The sequence below is a fragment of the Collinsella aerofaciens genome (assembly GCF_032584215.1).
Lineage (GTDB): Bacteria > Actinomycetota > Coriobacteriia > Coriobacteriales > Coriobacteriaceae > Collinsella.
Map to the genome: position 1 here is coordinate 31,488 of NZ_JAWHPN010000007.1, position 16,340 is coordinate 47,827.

Genomic DNA, 16,340 nt, shown 5'->3' on the forward strand with positions numbered 1-16,340 from the left:
TCGGCTATGTCGTTTGCCAAGTTCTTTAAAGACGCGCTGCTTCCCGTCGCCGTGTGGACGTGCGGCGTGCTGCTGAGCTGCTTTGTGCTGACGGTCGCCGGTGCACCCGTTTCTATCGTGGTCGTGGCGGTTGGCGTGTCCTTTATCTTTGGTATGCTCGGCATCGTGATCGAGTACGCTCGCCGTCGCCGTTTTCTGCGTCAGTTGGAGCGCGCGGCAGAGGAGCTCGAGAGTCCCGCATGGGTGCAAGAGATGGTGCAATGCCCGACCTATGCCGAGGGCGAGCTCGAATACGAGGTCTTGCGCCGGGTGGGCAAAGCCGCCTGCGACGAGGTTGCCGAAGGCAGGCGTCAGACCGATGACTATCGCGACTATATCGAGAGCTGGGTCCACGAGGCCAAGCTGCCCCTGGCGGCGGCTCACCTGATTTTGGAAAACCTGGACAGCAGCGAAGACGACCTGTCGCGCGTGGACGACCTGGCACGCGAACTTGCTCGCGTGGAGCGCTATATCGACCAGGCGCTGTACTACGCGCGCTCGGAAGTCGTGGAGCGCGACTACCTGATTCGCCGCTGGGATCTCAAAACCTTGGTGACGGGCGCGATTAAAGCCAACGCGCGCGAGCTCATTGCGGCGCATGTGGCCCCGGTGTGCGAGAACCTCGACTTCGAGGTCTTTACCGACGAGAAGTGGCTCGAGTTTATTCTGGGCCAGCTCATTCAGAACAGCATTAAATATGCGCGTGAGGACGGCGCAAAGATCGTGTTTTCGGGTGCGTTGCTGGACGAGGGCCTGGCAAGCGAGCGCATCGAGCTTACCGTCGCGGACAACGGCTGCGGCGTGTGTGCGGCAGACCTACCGCGCGTGTTCGAGAAGGGCTTTACCGGCGACAACGGCCGCACCACCAAGCGCGCAACGGGCATCGGTCTCTATCTGGTGGCACGCCTGTGTTCCAAGATGGGCATCGACGTCACCGCAGCATCCGAGCCCGGCGAAGGCTTTGTCGTCACGTTCGCCTTCTCGACGAACAAGTTCCAATACTTTGAGTAACGCACACGGCAAACGGCCGCCCAAACAAAACGTGCCGCCCCAAACGGGGCGGCACGCCATCTTTTATCAGCCAACTCGTTGAAGTACGGTGACGAAGGCGCAAGGCCGGGAGGGGTTATCTAAGCCGACATCCCGCAGCCGCGAAGCGGCGAGGACGTCGGCGTGATAACCCCGCAGGCCTTGCGCCGGCGGGAAGGAACCTACTTCACGACCAAGATGTCGCAGTCCGTATTGCGCAGCAGGAACGTCGAAATCGAGCCCAGCAGCGCATACTTGATCGAGGACAGGCCGCGTGCGCCGCAGAGCACCAGGTCGGGCTTGACTACGTCGAGCATCTCGTCCTTGAGCGTCTCGCGAATACGGCCGGCGCGAATCATGACCTCGACCTCGGGAATGTCGGGATTGGCCTTGGCCTCCTCGAGCTGCTTGGCGATGGAGTTCTTAAATGCCTCCTCTAGGCCGTTGACCAGGTCGACCGGATAGGAGCCGGCGCTCTCGAGTGCCGTGGAATCGATAACGTGGCCGATAATCAGCTTGGCGCCGTTGTTCGCGGCGACCTTGATGGCGCGTGCGAGCACAAAATCCTGCTGCTCAGTACCGTCGAGTGAAACAAATACCTTGGTGTAGCCCTCGTTCATGGTTTCCTCCTTGGTCTATCGCACGGGCGCGGGGCTCGTGCGTCGGGCGGGCGCGGGCGCGTTGGCCGCCGGACACTTTATCTTGTTGCAGTTATACCCAAGGATTTCGGTTTGACCGCTCGCAATTCTGTGAACGGACGAGTTTTTTGGTAAGGGTAGGCGCAGACACGCCCGAACGGTTGATAATGGGACATCGCCCGCACCGTCCGCAGAACAATATCGGCGGGTGTCTAACGAGGGGGTCCCTTTGGATATCATCGAGCTTCTAAAATCTGCCTTCATGGGCCTGGTCGAGGGCATCACCGAATGGCTGCCCGTCTCGTCGACCGGTCACATGATCTTGGTGGACGAGTTCGTCAAGATGAACGTGAGCGAGACGTTCTGGAACATGTTCCTGGTCGTGATTCAGCTCGGCGCCATTCTGGCCGTCTGCGTGCTGTTCTTCCATGAGCTCAATCCGTTCTCGCCCAGCAAGGGCAAGGAGGGCCGCCGCGACACCTGGGTGCTGTGGGGCAAGATTGTGCTCGGTTGCATTCCTGCGGCGGCGATCGGTCTGCCGCTCAACGACTGGATGGAGGAGCATTTCTACAATGCTCCCGTCGTGGCGCTGGCGCTTATTGTGTACGGCGTGCTGTTTATCGTGATCGAGAACTGGCGCGCGAGCAAGCGCGAGGAAATGGCCGTTGCCGGTTCGTTTGGTTCGCGTGCTGTGGTGTCGGGTGGACGTCCCGCCGGTGCGCACTTTGCGGCGCCCGCCGCGGCTACCGCTGAGGATGAGGACGATGACGAGAATCTGGACTTTGGTTCCATCGCCACGCTCGAGGACCTGAGCTGGAAGACCGCCCTGGGTATCGGCTGCTTCCAGGTGCTTTCGCTGGTGCCTGGAACGTCTCGCTCCGGTTCTACTATCATCGGCGGCCTGCTTTTGGGCTGCACGCGTTCGGTGGCCTCCAAGTTTACGTTCTTCCTAGCCATCCCTGTCATGTTTGGCGCGAGTGCGCTCAAGCTGGTCAAGTATTTCATCAAGGGCGGTACGTTCGGCGCCAACGAGGTCGCTATCTTGGGCGTGGGCTGCGTTGTGGCCTTTGTGGTTTCGCTCATCGCCATCAAGTGGCTCATGGGCTTCGTCCGCCGTCACGACTTCAAGTGCTTCGGTGTTTACCGCATCATCCTGGGCATCGTAGTGCTCGCATATTTCTTCGTTCTGGAGCCGATACTCGGCCTCTAACTTAGTCGACGCTGCGCGGCGGCCGGGGCGACAACTTGTCATTCAAAGGGGGTGGCATGACCAAAAGGTCTATGCTGCCCCCCTTTTTCATGCCAATTTGTTCGCCCTGGCCGCCGCTCGCTGCTGCTGCCATGACATCGGCGGTTTCGTGATTGTCAATAGATTGGTGCAGACTAACCTGACCCCATTGCGCCAAATCCGCTGGGGCGGGCCTGACGGTGGCGCACGGAGTCGTGGTGTGATTTGCGTCGGTGTCCGCGCGGCTCGGTATACTGGTACGGCTCAAACTATGGCGCTGCCCGCAGGCGCGCCGTCCGTCAGATGAGGAGTCGCCCATGACCCAGCCCTTGCCCTGGGAAAAGAACACCGCGGTACCCGTGCCGCCCGCGCCGGAACCCGTGCCGCTCGATGCGTACACCGCCCCCGCCGCGCCGGAGCCCGAGCTCGTTCCGCTTGACATCTACGACGCTCCCGCGCCGGCACCCAAGCCTGCCAAGCCGCTCGTCGACATCGACAGCCTTAATCCCGCTCAGCGCGAGGCGGTCCTGACCACCGAGGGCCCGCTGCTGGTGCTCGCCGGCGCCGGCTCGGGCAAGACCCGCGTCTTGACCTTCCGCATCGCCCATATGCTCGGCGACCTGGGCGTTAAGCCCTGGCAGATTCTTGCCATCACGTTTACCAACAAGGCCGCGGCCGAGATGCGTGAGCGTCTGGCGGCACTCATCCCCAGCGGTACCCGCGGCATGTGGGTGTGCACCTTCCATGCCATGTGCGTTCGCATGCTGCGCGAGGACGCCGACCTGCTGGGCTACACCGGTCAGTTCACCATCTACGATGACGATGACTCAAAGCGCATGGTGCGTGACATTATGCAGGCGCTCGGTATCGAGCAAAAGCAGTTCCCCATCAACATGATCCGCAGCAAGATCAGCTCGGCCAAAAACGCCATGATCGGCCCCGAGGACATGCTCAAATCCGCCGATAGCCCCAACGACAAAAAGGCCGCGCAGGTCTACCTGGAGCTGGAACGCCGCCTGCGCGCCGCCAACGCGATGGACTTCGACGACCTGCTCGTGCGCACGCTCGAGCTGCTGCGCACCCGCCCTGAGGTGCTCGATAAGTACCAAGAGCGTTTCCGCTACATTAGCGTCGACGAGTATCAGGACACCAACCACGTCCAGTACGAGATCGCCAATCTATTGGCCGCCAAGTACCAAAATCTCATGGTCGTAGGCGACGATGATCAGTCCATTTATAGCTGGCGCGGCGCCGACATCACCAACATCCTGGACTTTGAGAAGGACTTTAAAAACTGCAAGACCGTCAAGCTGGAGCAGAACTACCGCTCCACGGGCCATATCCTGAGCGCCGCCAACGCCGTGGTTCGCCATAACTCGCAGCGCAAGGATAAGCGCCTGTTTACGGCCGAGGGCGATGGCGAGAAGATCCAGGCCTTCCAGGCGAGCGACGAGCGCGACGAGGGCCGCTGGATTGCCGGCGAGATCGAGAAACTGCATGCCAAAGGCACGAGCTACGACGACATCGCCGTGTTCTATCGCACCAACGCCCAGTCGCGTATTCTCGAAGATATGTTCCTGCGTGCGGGCGTGCCCTACAAAATCGTGGGTGGCACGCGATTCTTCGACCGTGCCGAGATCCGCGATGTCATGGCCTACCTCAAGATGATCGTGAACCCGGCCGACGAGATGAGCGTCAAGCGCGTCATCAACACGCCGCGCCGCGGCATCGGCTCCACCTCGATTCAAAAGATTGAGCAGCTGGCACGCGACAACCGCTGCTCGTTCTTTCAGGCCTGCGAGATCGCAACAGCCGAGACAGGCATGTTTAGCGCCAAGGTGCGTAACGGCCTGTCGAGCTTTGTGTCGCTGGTGCGCGAGGGCCGTCGCATGGACGGCGAGCTCAAGGACGTCGTCGAGATGATTGTCGACAAGACGGGCCTGCTGCAGGCCTTCCGCGCCGAGGGCACCATGGAGTCCGAGAGCCGCGCCGAGAACATCCAGGAATTCCTGGGCGTCGCCGCCGAATTTGAGGAGACGCACGAGGATATCGAGGGTACGCTCGAGAGCCTAGAAGAGCTGCGCGCTGCCGGTGTTGCCGATGTGCCTGTCAGCGCCGAGCCCGAGCCCGTCGTGGTGAGTGCGCCCGCGCCCGAGCCGGGACCGTCCGCCCCGGCATCCTCGTTTGAGGCGCTGGTCGGCGCTCGCGACGCCGCTGGTTCCAACCCGCTCGATAGCCTAGCCGCTCCGGCGCTGTCTCCGCAGGATGCCCTGGCCGCCGCCATCGCGGGTAACGCCTATGCCGCGCCGACGGAGATGCCGGCGGGTGCCGTGCATGCCGACGAGATCGAGCGCACCTACGGTCCGCTTACCTGTAAGGCACTGCCGGCTCTCATGGAGTGGCTTGCCCTGCGCTCCGACTTGGATTCTTTGGCAGGCGAGACGCATGCCATCACCATGATGACCATCCACTCCGCCAAGGGCCTGGAGTTCCCGGCGGTGTTCGTGGCCGGCATGGAGGAGGGCATCTTCCCGCACGTGCACGACTTTGGCGGTAGTGACGATCCGGGCAAGCTCGAGGAGGAGCGTCGCTTGGCCTATGTCGCCATCACGCGTGCTCGCAAGCGCCTGTTCTTGACGTATGCCGCCACGCGTCGCACCTACGGCTCGACCTCTGCCAATCCGCGCTCGCGCTTTCTCAACGAGATTCCGTTTGAGGACATCGAGTTTAGCGGTATCGGTTCTGCCGGTTTTGAGGGGACGGGCTGGGAGAAGCGCGGCGACCGTCACGGCACCTTTGGCTCGGGCATGGGCTCGGATATGTATGGCGGCAAGGTGTTCGGTTCGCATACGCGCTCGACCGGCGGTTCCGGTTCGCGTGGCGGATCGAGCTTTGACGACTTCTTTGGCGGCAGCAGTTACGGGACCGAACGCCATCGTGGGGTCTCGCCAGACGCCGGCCGTGTTGCCTCGACCTTTGGCTCGGGCGCGCCGCGAGCCAAAAAGCCGTCGTCTAAGGTGTCCCCGACGGTGGAGCGCAAGGTCGATCGCGCCAGTGCATCACAGGACTTTGCCGCGGGCGATACCGTGAGCCATAAGACCTTTGGCACGGGTACCGTGATCTCGGTCGCCGGAGACATGATCGAGGTTCAATTCGAAAAGACCGGCCAGACCAAAAAGCTGATGAAGGGCTTTGCACCGATCGTCAAGCTGTCATAATCCCGGCGGACCTGGACGGGCGTATGGGGCAACATCGCCTGCTCGGGCAGTCCTGCTCGCACGGAGAGCACATTAAGTGCTCTCCGGCTCGTGCGGAACTCGCGATCGATGTTGCCCCATACGCCCGCCCAGGTTCTTAGATAACGTTGTTGCGCAATCGTCGCTTTGCTCGTCCGCTTTTTGATCTGGAGAGCCGGGTGGGCTGATAGATAAATAGATGTGAGTAGGGGCTCCCCCGTACATGGACGGGGGAGCCCCTTGTTGCGTTTTGGTTGTTGGTGCGACCTAGAGGTGCGAGACGATCAGTTCCATCTTGCCTTCGAGTTCGATCTGGTTCACGGTGCTGGGTGCCAGCAGGTGGCTTCCCTTGTGGACGGGGTCGCCGCAGACGGTGCCTTCGCCGTCGATGACCGACAGGCACATGAAGGGCCAGCGCTGGTCGAGGGTTTTGCTGCCGTCGACGCGCACACGATCGACGGTGTAGCAGGAGTTAGACTCGAGCTCGGTCACGCCGTTTACCTCGGGCGCGGTCACCGTGCCGTCGGTCGGAGCCTGGGCATCAAAGTCGATGCAGTCGAGGCTCTGCTCAATGTGCAGTGGGCGCAGCTTGCCGTCGGTGCCGGGACGGTCGTAGTCGTACAGGCGATACGTCACGTCGCTCGACTGCTGCGTCTCCAAAATGAGCGTGCCGGTCTTGATGGCGTGCACGGTACCGGAATCAATCTGGAAAAAGTCGCCCTTGTGGATCGGCAGCACGTTGAGCATGTCGTCCCAGCGGCCGTCCTCGATCATCTGTGCGGCCTCGGCGCGGTCATGCGCGCGCTGGCCGACGATAATCGTGGAGCCGGGCTCGCAGTCCAGCACATACCAGCACTCGGTTTTGCCCAGGCTACCGTTCTCGTGCTCGGCAGCGTACTCGTCGTTGGGATGAATCTGGATCGAAAGGTCGTCCTTGGCGTCCAGAATCTTAATGAGCAGCGGGAACTCCTTGCCCTCGCAGTTGCCAAAGAGCTCGCGATGCTCGGCCCACAGCCACGACAGCGTGTGGCCGGCATACGGGCCCTCCGCAATCTGGCAGTCGCCGTTGGGGTGGGCCGAGATGGCCCAGCACTCACCGATGGGGCCATCGGGAATGTCGTAGCCAAATACGGTTTCGAGCTGGCGACCGCCCCAGATCTTCTCGTGGAAGATCGGCGTCAGCTTAATCAAATCGGACATGTTCATACCCCCATTGTGTTGCGCGGGCGCTGCACAAAACAGCTCAAAGCGAGCGCCCGGATGACTACAAAAACCTATGCCAACGTTACGTTGTGCAACTCAAAGCGGTCGCCAACGTTGCGCGAGACCGAATACTCAAAGGCGGCGCCGCTGTCCAAAAAGCCAATCTGGGTGAGCTCGAGCAGGGGAGAGCCAGGCTTGGTGTCCAAGCGCTCGGCTTCTTCCTCGGTTGCTGCCACGGCGCGAATGGTACGGTGGAAGCTCGAAATCTTCAGCCCACATTGCTCGCGGATGAAGTGGTAGACCGATCCGTACAGGTCCTTCTTTTTAAGGCCTGGAATCAGCTCGAGGGGCATGTAGGTGTACTCGATAACGATGGGCTTCTCATCGGCCTGACGCACGCGCACGATGTGATAGGCAAAGTCATCCTCGGCAATTCCCAGCTGGGCTGCGATGTCCGCTGGTGGATTAACAATCGAGAAATCGTAGACCACCGAGGTCACCTTCTCCCCGCGGTGCTCATACGAAAAGCCCTGGGCACGGTCGTTTTTGCCCTGGAAAAACGCCTGACCGGGAAGTCCCGTCGTGTCCTTAACGTAGGTACCCGATCCGCGTCGGCTGGTAATAAGACCTTCCTCGGTGATTTGCTCGATAGCTCGTTTGACGGTGATTTTGGAAACGCTATAGAGCTCGCAGAACTCAACGACGGTGGGAAGCTTGTCGCCCGGTTTAAGAGTGCCATCCTCGATGCTTCGACGAATATCTGCAGCTATCGCCTCGTATTTGGGAATCATTGAACCTCCTTTCCGACATATATCAATACGCAAGTAAGTATAACCCTTAACAAGGCACCCATATAACCTTTATCTAAGAAGCTCGAGAAAGAAAAAAGAAAAAGACGCTTTACTTTTAGAATTAGAGCGCTATAGTTTAAGCAACGAACGGAATCTTTCCGCAGAACAGGATCGACCGTTTGGGGACGGTTTTGTTTTGGCGGGTTGGATATCGGTATGACCGGTGCGCGCCCGCGCCGGATAACCTGCCAAAGCAAACCCGTCTCCAACCGGAAGCTCTAGAACACGAAAGCGAGGACTTTGATGGCACAGTATCAGCTGCCCAACGACTTCTTCTTTGGCGCTGCTATGTCCGGCCCGCAGACTGAGGGTCAGTGGAACCAGGGCGGCAAGCTCGAGAACCTGTGGGACACCTGGTCCATCCAGGATCTGGGCTCGTTCTACAACTGCGTTGGCTCTTACGCCGGCAATGACTTTATGGCCAAGTACCAGGAAGACCTTCGCATTTTGAAGGACTTGGGCCTGGATACCTATCGCACTTCCATCCAGTGGAGCCGTCTGCTCGATGCCGACGGCAACCTCAACGAGGAAGGCGCCGCGTGGTATCACGAGTTGTTCCGCGCCTCTCGCGAAGCCGGCCTGGAGCCGTTTGTCAACTTGTACCACTTTGACATGCCCACCTACCTTTTTAACCGTGGCGGCTGGGAGAGCCGTGAGGTTGTCGAGGCTTACGCACATTACGCCGACGTCGCCTTCCACGAGTTTGGCCAGGAGATCAAGTACTGGTTCACCTTTAACGAGCCCATCGTCGAGCCCGAGCAGCGCTATCAGGAGGGCGTGTGGTTCCCGCAGCTCCACGACTTTAGCCGCGCTCGCACCGTGCAGTATCACATCTCGCTGGCACATGCGCTGGCCGTGGCCAACTACCGTCGCGCCTATGACGAGGGCGCCGTTCGCAGCGATGCCAAGATCGGCATGATCAACTGCTTTACCCCGGTCTACACCAAGGAGAACCCCAGCGAGGCGGACCTCGAGGCCGTGCGTATGACCAGCGGCATCAACAACCGCTGGTGGCTCGACCTCATTACCAAGGGCGAGCTTCCCGCCGACGTGCTCGACAGCCTGACCGAGGGCGGCGTTAAGCTTCCGTTCCGTGCCGGCGACCAAGAGATTCTTAAGCAGGGTGTTGTCGACTGGCTCGGTTGCAACTACTACCACCCCACGCGCGTTCAGGCGCCGGCGAGCAAGATCGACCAGTACGGTCTGCCGCACTTTGCCGACGAGTACGTGTGGCCCGACGCCGTTATGAACGAGAGCCGCGGCTGGGAGATCTACCCGCAGGGCCTCTACGACTTTGGCATGGACTGCGCTAAGAACTACCCCGATCTTGAGTGGTTCGTTTCCGAGAACGGCATCGGCATCATGGACGAATACAAGAACCGAGACGCCGAAGGAACCATCCAGGATGACTACCGCGTCGACTTTGTACGCCAGCACCTGGAGTGGGTTGCCAAGGCAATTGCCGAGGGCGCCAAGTGCCGTGGATACCATTATTGGGCCGTCATCGATAACTGGTCTTGGGCGAATGCCTTTAAGAACCGTTACGGTTTTGTCGAGGTCGACCTTATGGACGGCTACAAGCGCCGCCTTAAGAAGTCGGCAGCTTGGCTCAAGCAGGTCGCCACGACTCACGTGGTTGATTAGCGAACGGGCGAACGCCCAGACCGCGCGCCGCTGCGCGCAACGCATGGCACATCTGGTGGCAGAGGGCGACAGACCACCGTGCGCATAGGAAAAGGCCGGATTTGAAAGTTAGGAGCAATCATGGCCAGTGACAACGGAAAGAGCTTCCTCGACAAGTTTGCCGAGGTCTCTGCGAAGGTGGGAAACCAGGTTCACCTGCGTTCCCTGCGTGACGCCTTCGCGACCATCACGCCGCTCTATATCCTTGCGGGTATCGCGGTTCTTATTAACAACGTCGTGTTCCCTCTGTTCCCGCTCGATGCGGCGGGCCTTGCCAACCTTCAGACGTGGGGTTCGGCAATTACGCTGGGCACCCTCAACGTCTCTGCCATTATCTTGGCCGGATTGATTGGCTACAGCCTCGCTAAGAACAAGCGTTTCGATAACCCGCTCGCTTGCGTGGTCGTCGCTATCTCTGCTTTCGTCATCATGATGCCGCAGCAGATCACCGCCTCGCTTGCCGCCACGAGCCCGCTGCTCACCGACAAGATCACCTCCGCCGAGGTCACGGGCGCCCTTTCGACTGCCAACACCGGCACCAACGGTCTGTTCTCGGCTATTATCATCGCCCTGCTTTCCGTCTCGCTCTTCATCAAGATTTCTGGCGTCGAGAAGCTCAAGGTTAAGCTGGGCGAGGGCGTGCCTCCCGCGGTCTCCAACTCCTTCAACGTCATGATCCCGATGCTGCTCAACCTCGCGATCTTCGCTCTTGCCGCAGCCCTGCTCGCCGTGTGCGCCGGCACCGATCTGTGCACCATCATCTCCACGTGCATCTCCAACCCGCTCAAGAGCATCATGAACGCCGGTCCGTGGGCTGTTATCCTCATCTACACCCTTGCTAACCTGCTGTTCTGCGTCGGTATTCACCAGTCCACCATCTCTGGCGCTACCGTCGAGCCGATCCTGACCATGCTCATCGTCGACAACATGGCTACCTTTGCCGCCGGTGGCACCATCCAGCCCGATCACTACATGAACATGCAGATCGTTAACAGCTTCGCCCTCATCGGCGGCTCGGGCTGCACCCTCATGCTTCTGCTCGACACGCTCCTGTTCTCCAAGAACAAGGCTTCCGAGACCGTTTCCAAGATGGCTATCCTGCCTGGTCTGTTCAACATCAACGAGCCGGTTATCTACGGTTACCCCATCGTGTACAACCTGCCGCTCATGATCCCGTTCGTCCTTCTTCCCGATCTGTTCATCGGCATCACCTATGGCCTTACCTGCGCAGGCATCATCAGCCCCTGCATCGCCCAGGTGCCCTGGACCATGCCTCCCGTCATCAATGCCCTGCTCGCTACGGGCTTTGACTGGCGCGCCGGCGTGTGGCAGGCTCTCGAGATTGTCATTGGCATGGCCGTCTACCTGCCCTTTATGAAGATTTCCGAGAAGGCAATCGCCAAGCAGGAGGCTCTCGCCGAGTAGAACGCCTAACGTTCGTCCCTTTCACCTTTGCGGGCGCCGGTACGCGGTGCCGGTGCCCGCGGCTCTCTCCCTTGCTTAAAGATACAGGGGAGTGGGCACAATAGCCGCAAGGAATACAACCAGTTGTCGTCTGCGCGCCGCGCAGTTATAAGGAGGAAACCATGAAGAAGATCATGCTCTGCTGCAATGCCGGCATGTCCACGAGCCTGCTGGTCCAGAAGATGCAGGCCGAGGTTGCAAACCGTGGTCTGGATATTGAGGTCGAGGCTCGTCCCATGAACGAGGCCCACGATCACCTGGACGAGTGCGACATGTTGCTGCTTGGTCCGCAGATCGGCTACACCAAGGGCGATTTTGAGAAGGAGGCCGCCGGTCGTTTTCCGGTCGAGGTCATCAACATGGTCGACTACGGCCGCATGAACGCTGCCGGCATCATCGACCACTGTGTCAGCGTGATGGGCTAGGTGCTCCGCATGGAGGATATGAACGAACTGCAGATGACCTGCTTCGAGATCATCAGCTACGTCGGTACCGCCAAGAGCATGTACATCAATGCCGTGCAAAAGGCCAAGGAGGGCGATTTTGACGCCGCCGAGGAGCTTATCAAGCAGGGCGACGAGGCCTATAACGGTGGCCACGATGTTCACATGGGGCTTCTGAAGAAGGAGGCCAACGGCGAGCGTAACGGCGAGGCCCCGTTGATTCTGCTGCATGCCGAGGACCAGATGGCCGGTACCGAGACCATGCGCGTCATGGCGACGGAGCTCATCGAGATTCACAAGCAGCTGCAGGTACTTCAGGCCTAGTCGGCGTTATCGCCGCGATGGGCCGTGCGGTCCAACAGACAACACAGTCCCTTTGACGGGCGCCGGGAGTCTCCGCCTCCCGGCGCCTTTATATTTGGGGAAGGTCTTGCGCGACCTATTAAGCGGCCATTTGCGTTTCCCCAGATAAAACCTGCCAAAACAAACCTGTCCCTTTTTGGTAGGTTTTTGCCTTGGGAGCGGTACCATACAGGCAATGTTTAAACGAGAAAGGTGGGCTCCCATGGAACCTAAGCAGTACTACATCGGCATCGACGTCGGCGGCACTTCGGTTAAGGAGGGCCTGTTCGACGAGGACGGCAACCTGCTTGCCAAAGCCAGCGTGCCCACGCCTCCTATCGTTGACGCCGCGGGCTTTGCCGCGGTGACCGAGGCTATCGACCAGGTGGTCGCCAAGGCACAGATTCCGCGTGCCTTTGTGGCGGGCATTGGCCTGGCCGTTCCGTGCCCCATCCCGGCATCGGGCGATGCCAAGGTCAAGGCCAACATTGCCATTAACCTGCCCGAACTCAAGATCGCCATTCAGGAGCACTGCCCCGATGCGGTCGTTAAGTATGAGAACGATGCCAACGCCGCTGCCATGGGCGAGGCCTGGCTCGGTTCTGCCAAGGGCGTGCAGAACGTGGTGATGGTCACCATTGGTACCGGCGTGGGCGGCGGCGTTATCGTTAACGGCGACGTGGTATCGGGCGTTGTGGGTGCCGGCGGCGAGATTGGCCACATGTGCCTGAACCCGGCTGAGGAGCGCACCTGCGGCTGCGGCGGCCATGGCCACCTGGAGCAGTATTCCAGCGCCACCGGCGTGGTGAGCAACTACCTTGCCGAGTGCAAGAAGGCGGGCGTCGACCCCATCGAGCTCACCGGTCCCTCCGATTCCAAGGACGTGTTCCAGGCCTGCCGCGAGGGCGACAAGCTCGCGCTGGCCGCGGCCGATACCATGGCCGACTACCTTGGCCGCGCCCTGGCGCTTATCGCCAACGTGGTCGACCCCGAGATGTTCCTGATCGGTGGCGGCGCGTCCGCTTCGGCCGATGTCTACCTCGACAAGGTCCGCGAGCACTTCCAGCGCTATGCGCTCTCCGCCTCGCGCGAGACGCCCATTAAGGTCGCTTCGCTCGGAAACGACGCCGGTATCATCGGTGCCGCCTACGTAGCCCTGCGCGCCGCCGGTAAATAGTCGGTGCAAGGGGGACAGGTTACTTTGCACCAACATGGTGCAAAAGGGACAGCCTTGGCCCCCGTGCCTGCCCCAAAATATGCCGTGGCCCTTCCGTCTGCGAAGGCTCGGCATCGGCGTGCTACCATAGCTACGTCCAAGTACACATATCAAGTGGAGGATATCCATGGCAAACGTTCTTGTCTTTGGTCACCAGAACCCCGATAACGACGCCATCATGAGCGCCGTCGTCCTGTCCCAGCTGCTCAACCAGGTTGAGTATGCTGGCAACACCTACGAGGCTTGCGCTCTGGGTCAGCTTCCGGCCGAGTCCGCCAAGCTGCTCGCCGACGCCGGCATTGCCGAGCCCCGCGTGATCGAGTCCGTCGAGGCCGGCCAGCTCGTCGTTCTCACCGACCACAACGAGTCCGCCCAGTCCGTCGCCGGCCTTAAGGACGCCACGGTCTTTGGCGTTGTCGATCATCACCGCATCGGCGACTTCGAGACCGCCGGCCCGCTGCACTACATCTGCCTGCCCTGGGGTTCCAGCTGCACCATCGTCACCAAGCTCGCCGGCGTGCTCGGCGTTGAGCTTTCCGACGTCCAGGCCAAGCTGCTGCTCTCGGCCATGATGACCGACACGCTCATGCTCAAGAGCCCCACCACCACCGATGTCGACCGCGCCGTCGCCGCCAAGCTCGGCGAGCAGGTGGGCGTCGACCCGGTTAAGTTTGGCATGGAGGTCTTCCTCACCCGTCCGTCCGGCTCCTTCACCGCAGCCGAGATGGTCGGCAACGACATCAAAATGTTCGAGCCCGCCGGCAAGAAGCTACTCATCGGCCAGTACGAGACTGTCGACAAGACCCGCGCACTCGGCATGATCGACGAGATTCGCGAGGCCATGCGCGCCTGCGCCGCCGAGAAGGGCGCTGACGGCATTGTCCTGTGCATCACCGACATCATGGAGGAGGGCTCGCAGGTCCTGCTCGAGGGCGAGACCGAGGCTGCTCAGAAGGGCCTGGGCATTGCCGACGAGCACGACGGCGTCTGGATGCCGGGCGTCCTCTCCCGTAAGAAGCAGGTCGCTGCCCCCATCATGGCCGCCTGCTAGGTTTAGTTGACCAAACGCCACGACCGGATCGCGGACGCCCCGCGCTCCGGTCGTTTTTTGTGCATGCGCCGCGTCGTCTCTTGGACAGGCGTGCCCGTGCCGTTGAGCAAATAATGTTCAACCTGTGGTTCCGCTTTTCGGCCACGCCTGCGTGCTTGTCGTGCAGGGTAGGCTAGATGCAAGCGTAATACGTTAGAGCGCGGCGCCGCCACTTGGGCGGGCCGTGCTTTTTTAAGACGGGAGCTTTCCCGTGAAAGGAGCCGCCCATGGCAGCAACCGAGCAGCTGTTCAACGTCCGTGAGCGCAAGCGCTTTGAACGCCACGACATTTGGGAGCGCATCGCCGAGAACGGCACGATTTCCGCCGCGGTTATGGTCATCGCCGCCATCGCCGCCGTCATTTGCGCCAATACCGATGCCTACGAGGCCATCCATCACTTTTTGGAGACCCCGCTGTATGTGGGTCTGGGCAACCTTACGGTCGGTCTTACCGTTGAACTTTTCGTCAACGACTTCCTCATGGCGATTTTCTTTTTGTTGGTGGGCATTGAGCTTAAGTACGAGATGACGGTCGGCGAGCTCAAGAATCCGCGTCAGGCCATGCTTCCCATGCTGGCGGCCGTGGGCGGCGTCGTCGTTCCCGCCTGCATCTACCTGATCTTTAACCATGCCGGCGCCCGCAACGGTTGGGCCATCCCCATGGCAACCGATATTGCCTTTGCGCTGGGCGTGCTGTCGCTTTTGGGCAACCGCGTGCCCAACGGCGTGCGCGTGTTCTTCTCGACGCTCGCCATCGCCGACGACCTTATCTCCATCGCCGCCATCGCCATCTTCTACGGTCAGAGCCCCAATCCGTTTTGGTTGGGCGCCGCTGCGCTTGTGACCTGCGCGCTCGTGTGGCTCAACAAGACGCAGCATTACCGCCTTGCCCCGTATTCGGTACTGGGTCTGCTGTTGTGGTTCTGCATGTTCAAGAGCGGCGTACATGCCACGCTCGCCGGCGTCATCTTGGCCTTTACCATCCCGGCCAAGTGCGGCGTCAAGCTCGATAGCCTCACCGATTGGTTGGGCGAGTGCCTGCCGCTGCTTGATGACCGCTACGACGACGAGGCGCACATCCTGGGCCAGCATGACTTTACCGTCTCGACCACCAGGGTCGAGCGCGTCATGCACCGCGTGACCCCGCCGCTCATCCGTATGGAGCGTCTGATCTCCACGCCGGTCAACTTTGTGATTCTGCCGATCTTTGCGTTCGTGAACGCACAGGTTCGCCTGGTGGGTGTGGATATGAGCACGTTGCTCACCGACCCGGTGACGCTCGGCGTGTACTTTGGCATGCTGCTGGGCAAGCCGATCGGTATCTTTGGCATGACGTTCGCCTTGGTCAAGTTCAAGGCCTGCGAGCTGCCGCGCAACGTCAACTGGCACATGATTGCCGGCGTGGGTATTCTGGGCGGTATCGGCTTTACGATGTCGATCCTCATCAGCGGCCTTGCCTTCCCGACGGCCCAGTTTGAGGTCCTGGCCGCCAAGGCCGCCATCCTTGCCGGTTCGGTCACCGCTGCCGTACTTGGCATGATCTACATGAGTGTGATCTGCAAGCACCCCGCGCCCAAGAACGAGTAGGCGCGTAGAAACAGACGCCAGAGTCTGCTCGAGCGCGTGTAAAACGCGGTTTTGAGTGGTACTTGCCACCTGCCGGACACCCCAGTGGCCAAAAAACGCCGTTTGTGAGTACTGTCACAAACGGCGTTTCATTTTAGGCGCGAAAAATAATGTACAAATCTATTCTGTCTGTGCATTAACGATTGCGTGGCTGGACGAAAAATGCCGATGCATCCTTCCAAAACCGGACACAAAAGGCCAAGACTGGCCTTTTTAATTCAAAATCGCTGTTACTAAAAAAGTAACAGTACTC

Annotated in this window: 13 protein-coding genes; 10 read left to right on the forward strand and 3 right to left on the reverse strand. The window is 60.4% G+C overall.

Features of this window, described 5'->3' with window-relative positions; genetic code table 11:
* Positions 1-6 precede the first annotated feature (6 nt).
* On the forward strand, positions 7-1,050 hold the full coding sequence (locus RX395_RS03245) for a sensor histidine kinase (RefSeq protein WP_148332664.1): 1,044 nt from the start codon (positions 7-9) through the stop codon (positions 1,048-1,050).
* Positions 1,051-1,250: 200 nt separating this feature from the next.
* On the opposite strand, the gene RX395_RS03250 is transcribed toward RX395_RS03245, so the two are convergent.
* Positions 1,251-1,688 carry a universal stress protein gene (locus RX395_RS03250; RefSeq protein WP_006235921.1) on the reverse strand — a complete coding sequence of 146 codons (438 nt, stop codon included), beginning with the start codon at positions 1,686-1,688 and terminating at the stop codon, positions 1,251-1,253.
* Positions 1,689-1,935: 247 nt separating this feature from the next.
* Here RX395_RS03250 and RX395_RS03255 point away from each other — a divergent pair, with 247 nt between their 5' ends.
* Both RX395_RS03255 and RX395_RS03260 read left to right on the forward strand, forming a co-directional pair.
* On the forward strand, positions 1,936-2,916 hold the full coding sequence (locus RX395_RS03255) for an undecaprenyl-diphosphate phosphatase (protein WP_316365420.1): 981 nt from the start codon (positions 1,936-1,938) through the stop codon (positions 2,914-2,916).
* A 335-nt stretch (positions 2,917-3,251) separates the two neighbouring features.
* Entirely contained in the window at positions 3,252-6,152 is a 2,901-nt protein-coding gene (locus tag RX395_RS03260) for an ATP-dependent helicase (protein WP_316365421.1), read from the forward strand.
* Positions 6,153-6,437: 285 nt separating this feature from the next.
* On the opposite strand, the gene RX395_RS03265 is transcribed toward RX395_RS03260, so the two are convergent.
* Together RX395_RS03265 and RX395_RS03270 are read right to left on the reverse strand one after the other, a co-directional pair.
* Complete coding sequence (locus RX395_RS03265) at positions 6,438-7,376, reverse strand: type I phosphomannose isomerase catalytic subunit (protein WP_316365423.1); 939 nt, start codon at positions 7,374-7,376, stop codon at positions 6,438-6,440.
* Positions 7,377-7,444: 68 nt separating this feature from the next.
* A complete protein-coding gene (locus tag RX395_RS03270; RefSeq protein WP_316365425.1) occupies positions 7,445-8,164 on the reverse strand; it encodes a GntR family transcriptional regulator in 720 nt (239 codons plus the stop codon).
* A gap of 303 nt (positions 8,165-8,467) precedes the next feature.
* On the opposite strand from RX395_RS03270, the gene RX395_RS03275 reads away from it, so the two are divergent.
* The 7 genes from RX395_RS03275 (at position 8,468) to nhaA (ending at position 16,048) form a co-directional block, all read left to right on the forward strand.
* Entirely contained in the window at positions 8,468-9,868 is a 1,401-nt protein-coding gene (locus RX395_RS03275; RefSeq protein ID WP_316365427.1) for a glycoside hydrolase family 1 protein, read from the forward strand.
* 120 nt (positions 9,869-9,988) lie between these two features.
* The gene (locus RX395_RS03280; RefSeq protein ID WP_118226878.1) at positions 9,989-11,332 is read left to right on the forward strand and encodes a PTS sugar transporter subunit IIC; all 1,344 of its coding nucleotides are present in this window, start codon (positions 9,989-9,991) and stop codon (positions 11,330-11,332) included.
* 161 nt (positions 11,333-11,493) lie between these two features.
* Positions 11,494-11,796: a PTS sugar transporter subunit IIB gene (locus tag RX395_RS03285; protein WP_035137700.1), complete on the forward strand. Its 303-nt coding sequence runs from the start codon at positions 11,494-11,496 to the stop codon at positions 11,794-11,796.
* Between the two features lie 9 nt (positions 11,797-11,805).
* Complete coding sequence (locus tag RX395_RS03290) at positions 11,806-12,138, forward strand: PTS lactose/cellobiose transporter subunit IIA (protein WP_199576444.1); 333 nt, start codon at positions 11,806-11,808, stop codon at positions 12,136-12,138.
* A gap of 241 nt (positions 12,139-12,379) precedes the next feature.
* Entirely contained in the window at positions 12,380-13,333 is a 954-nt protein-coding gene (locus tag RX395_RS03295; RefSeq protein WP_316365432.1) for an ROK family protein, read from the forward strand.
* A gap of 166 nt (positions 13,334-13,499) precedes the next feature.
* On the forward strand, positions 13,500-14,423 hold the full coding sequence (locus RX395_RS03300; RefSeq protein ID WP_316365434.1) for a manganese-dependent inorganic pyrophosphatase: 924 nt from the start codon (positions 13,500-13,502) through the stop codon (positions 14,421-14,423).
* 266 nt (positions 14,424-14,689) lie between these two features.
* Positions 14,690-16,048 carry a Na+/H+ antiporter NhaA gene (nhaA, locus tag RX395_RS03305; protein ID WP_316365435.1) on the forward strand — a complete coding sequence of 453 codons (1,359 nt, stop codon included), beginning with the start codon at positions 14,690-14,692 and terminating at the stop codon, positions 16,046-16,048.
* The last annotated feature ends 292 nt before the right edge of the window (positions 16,049-16,340 follow it).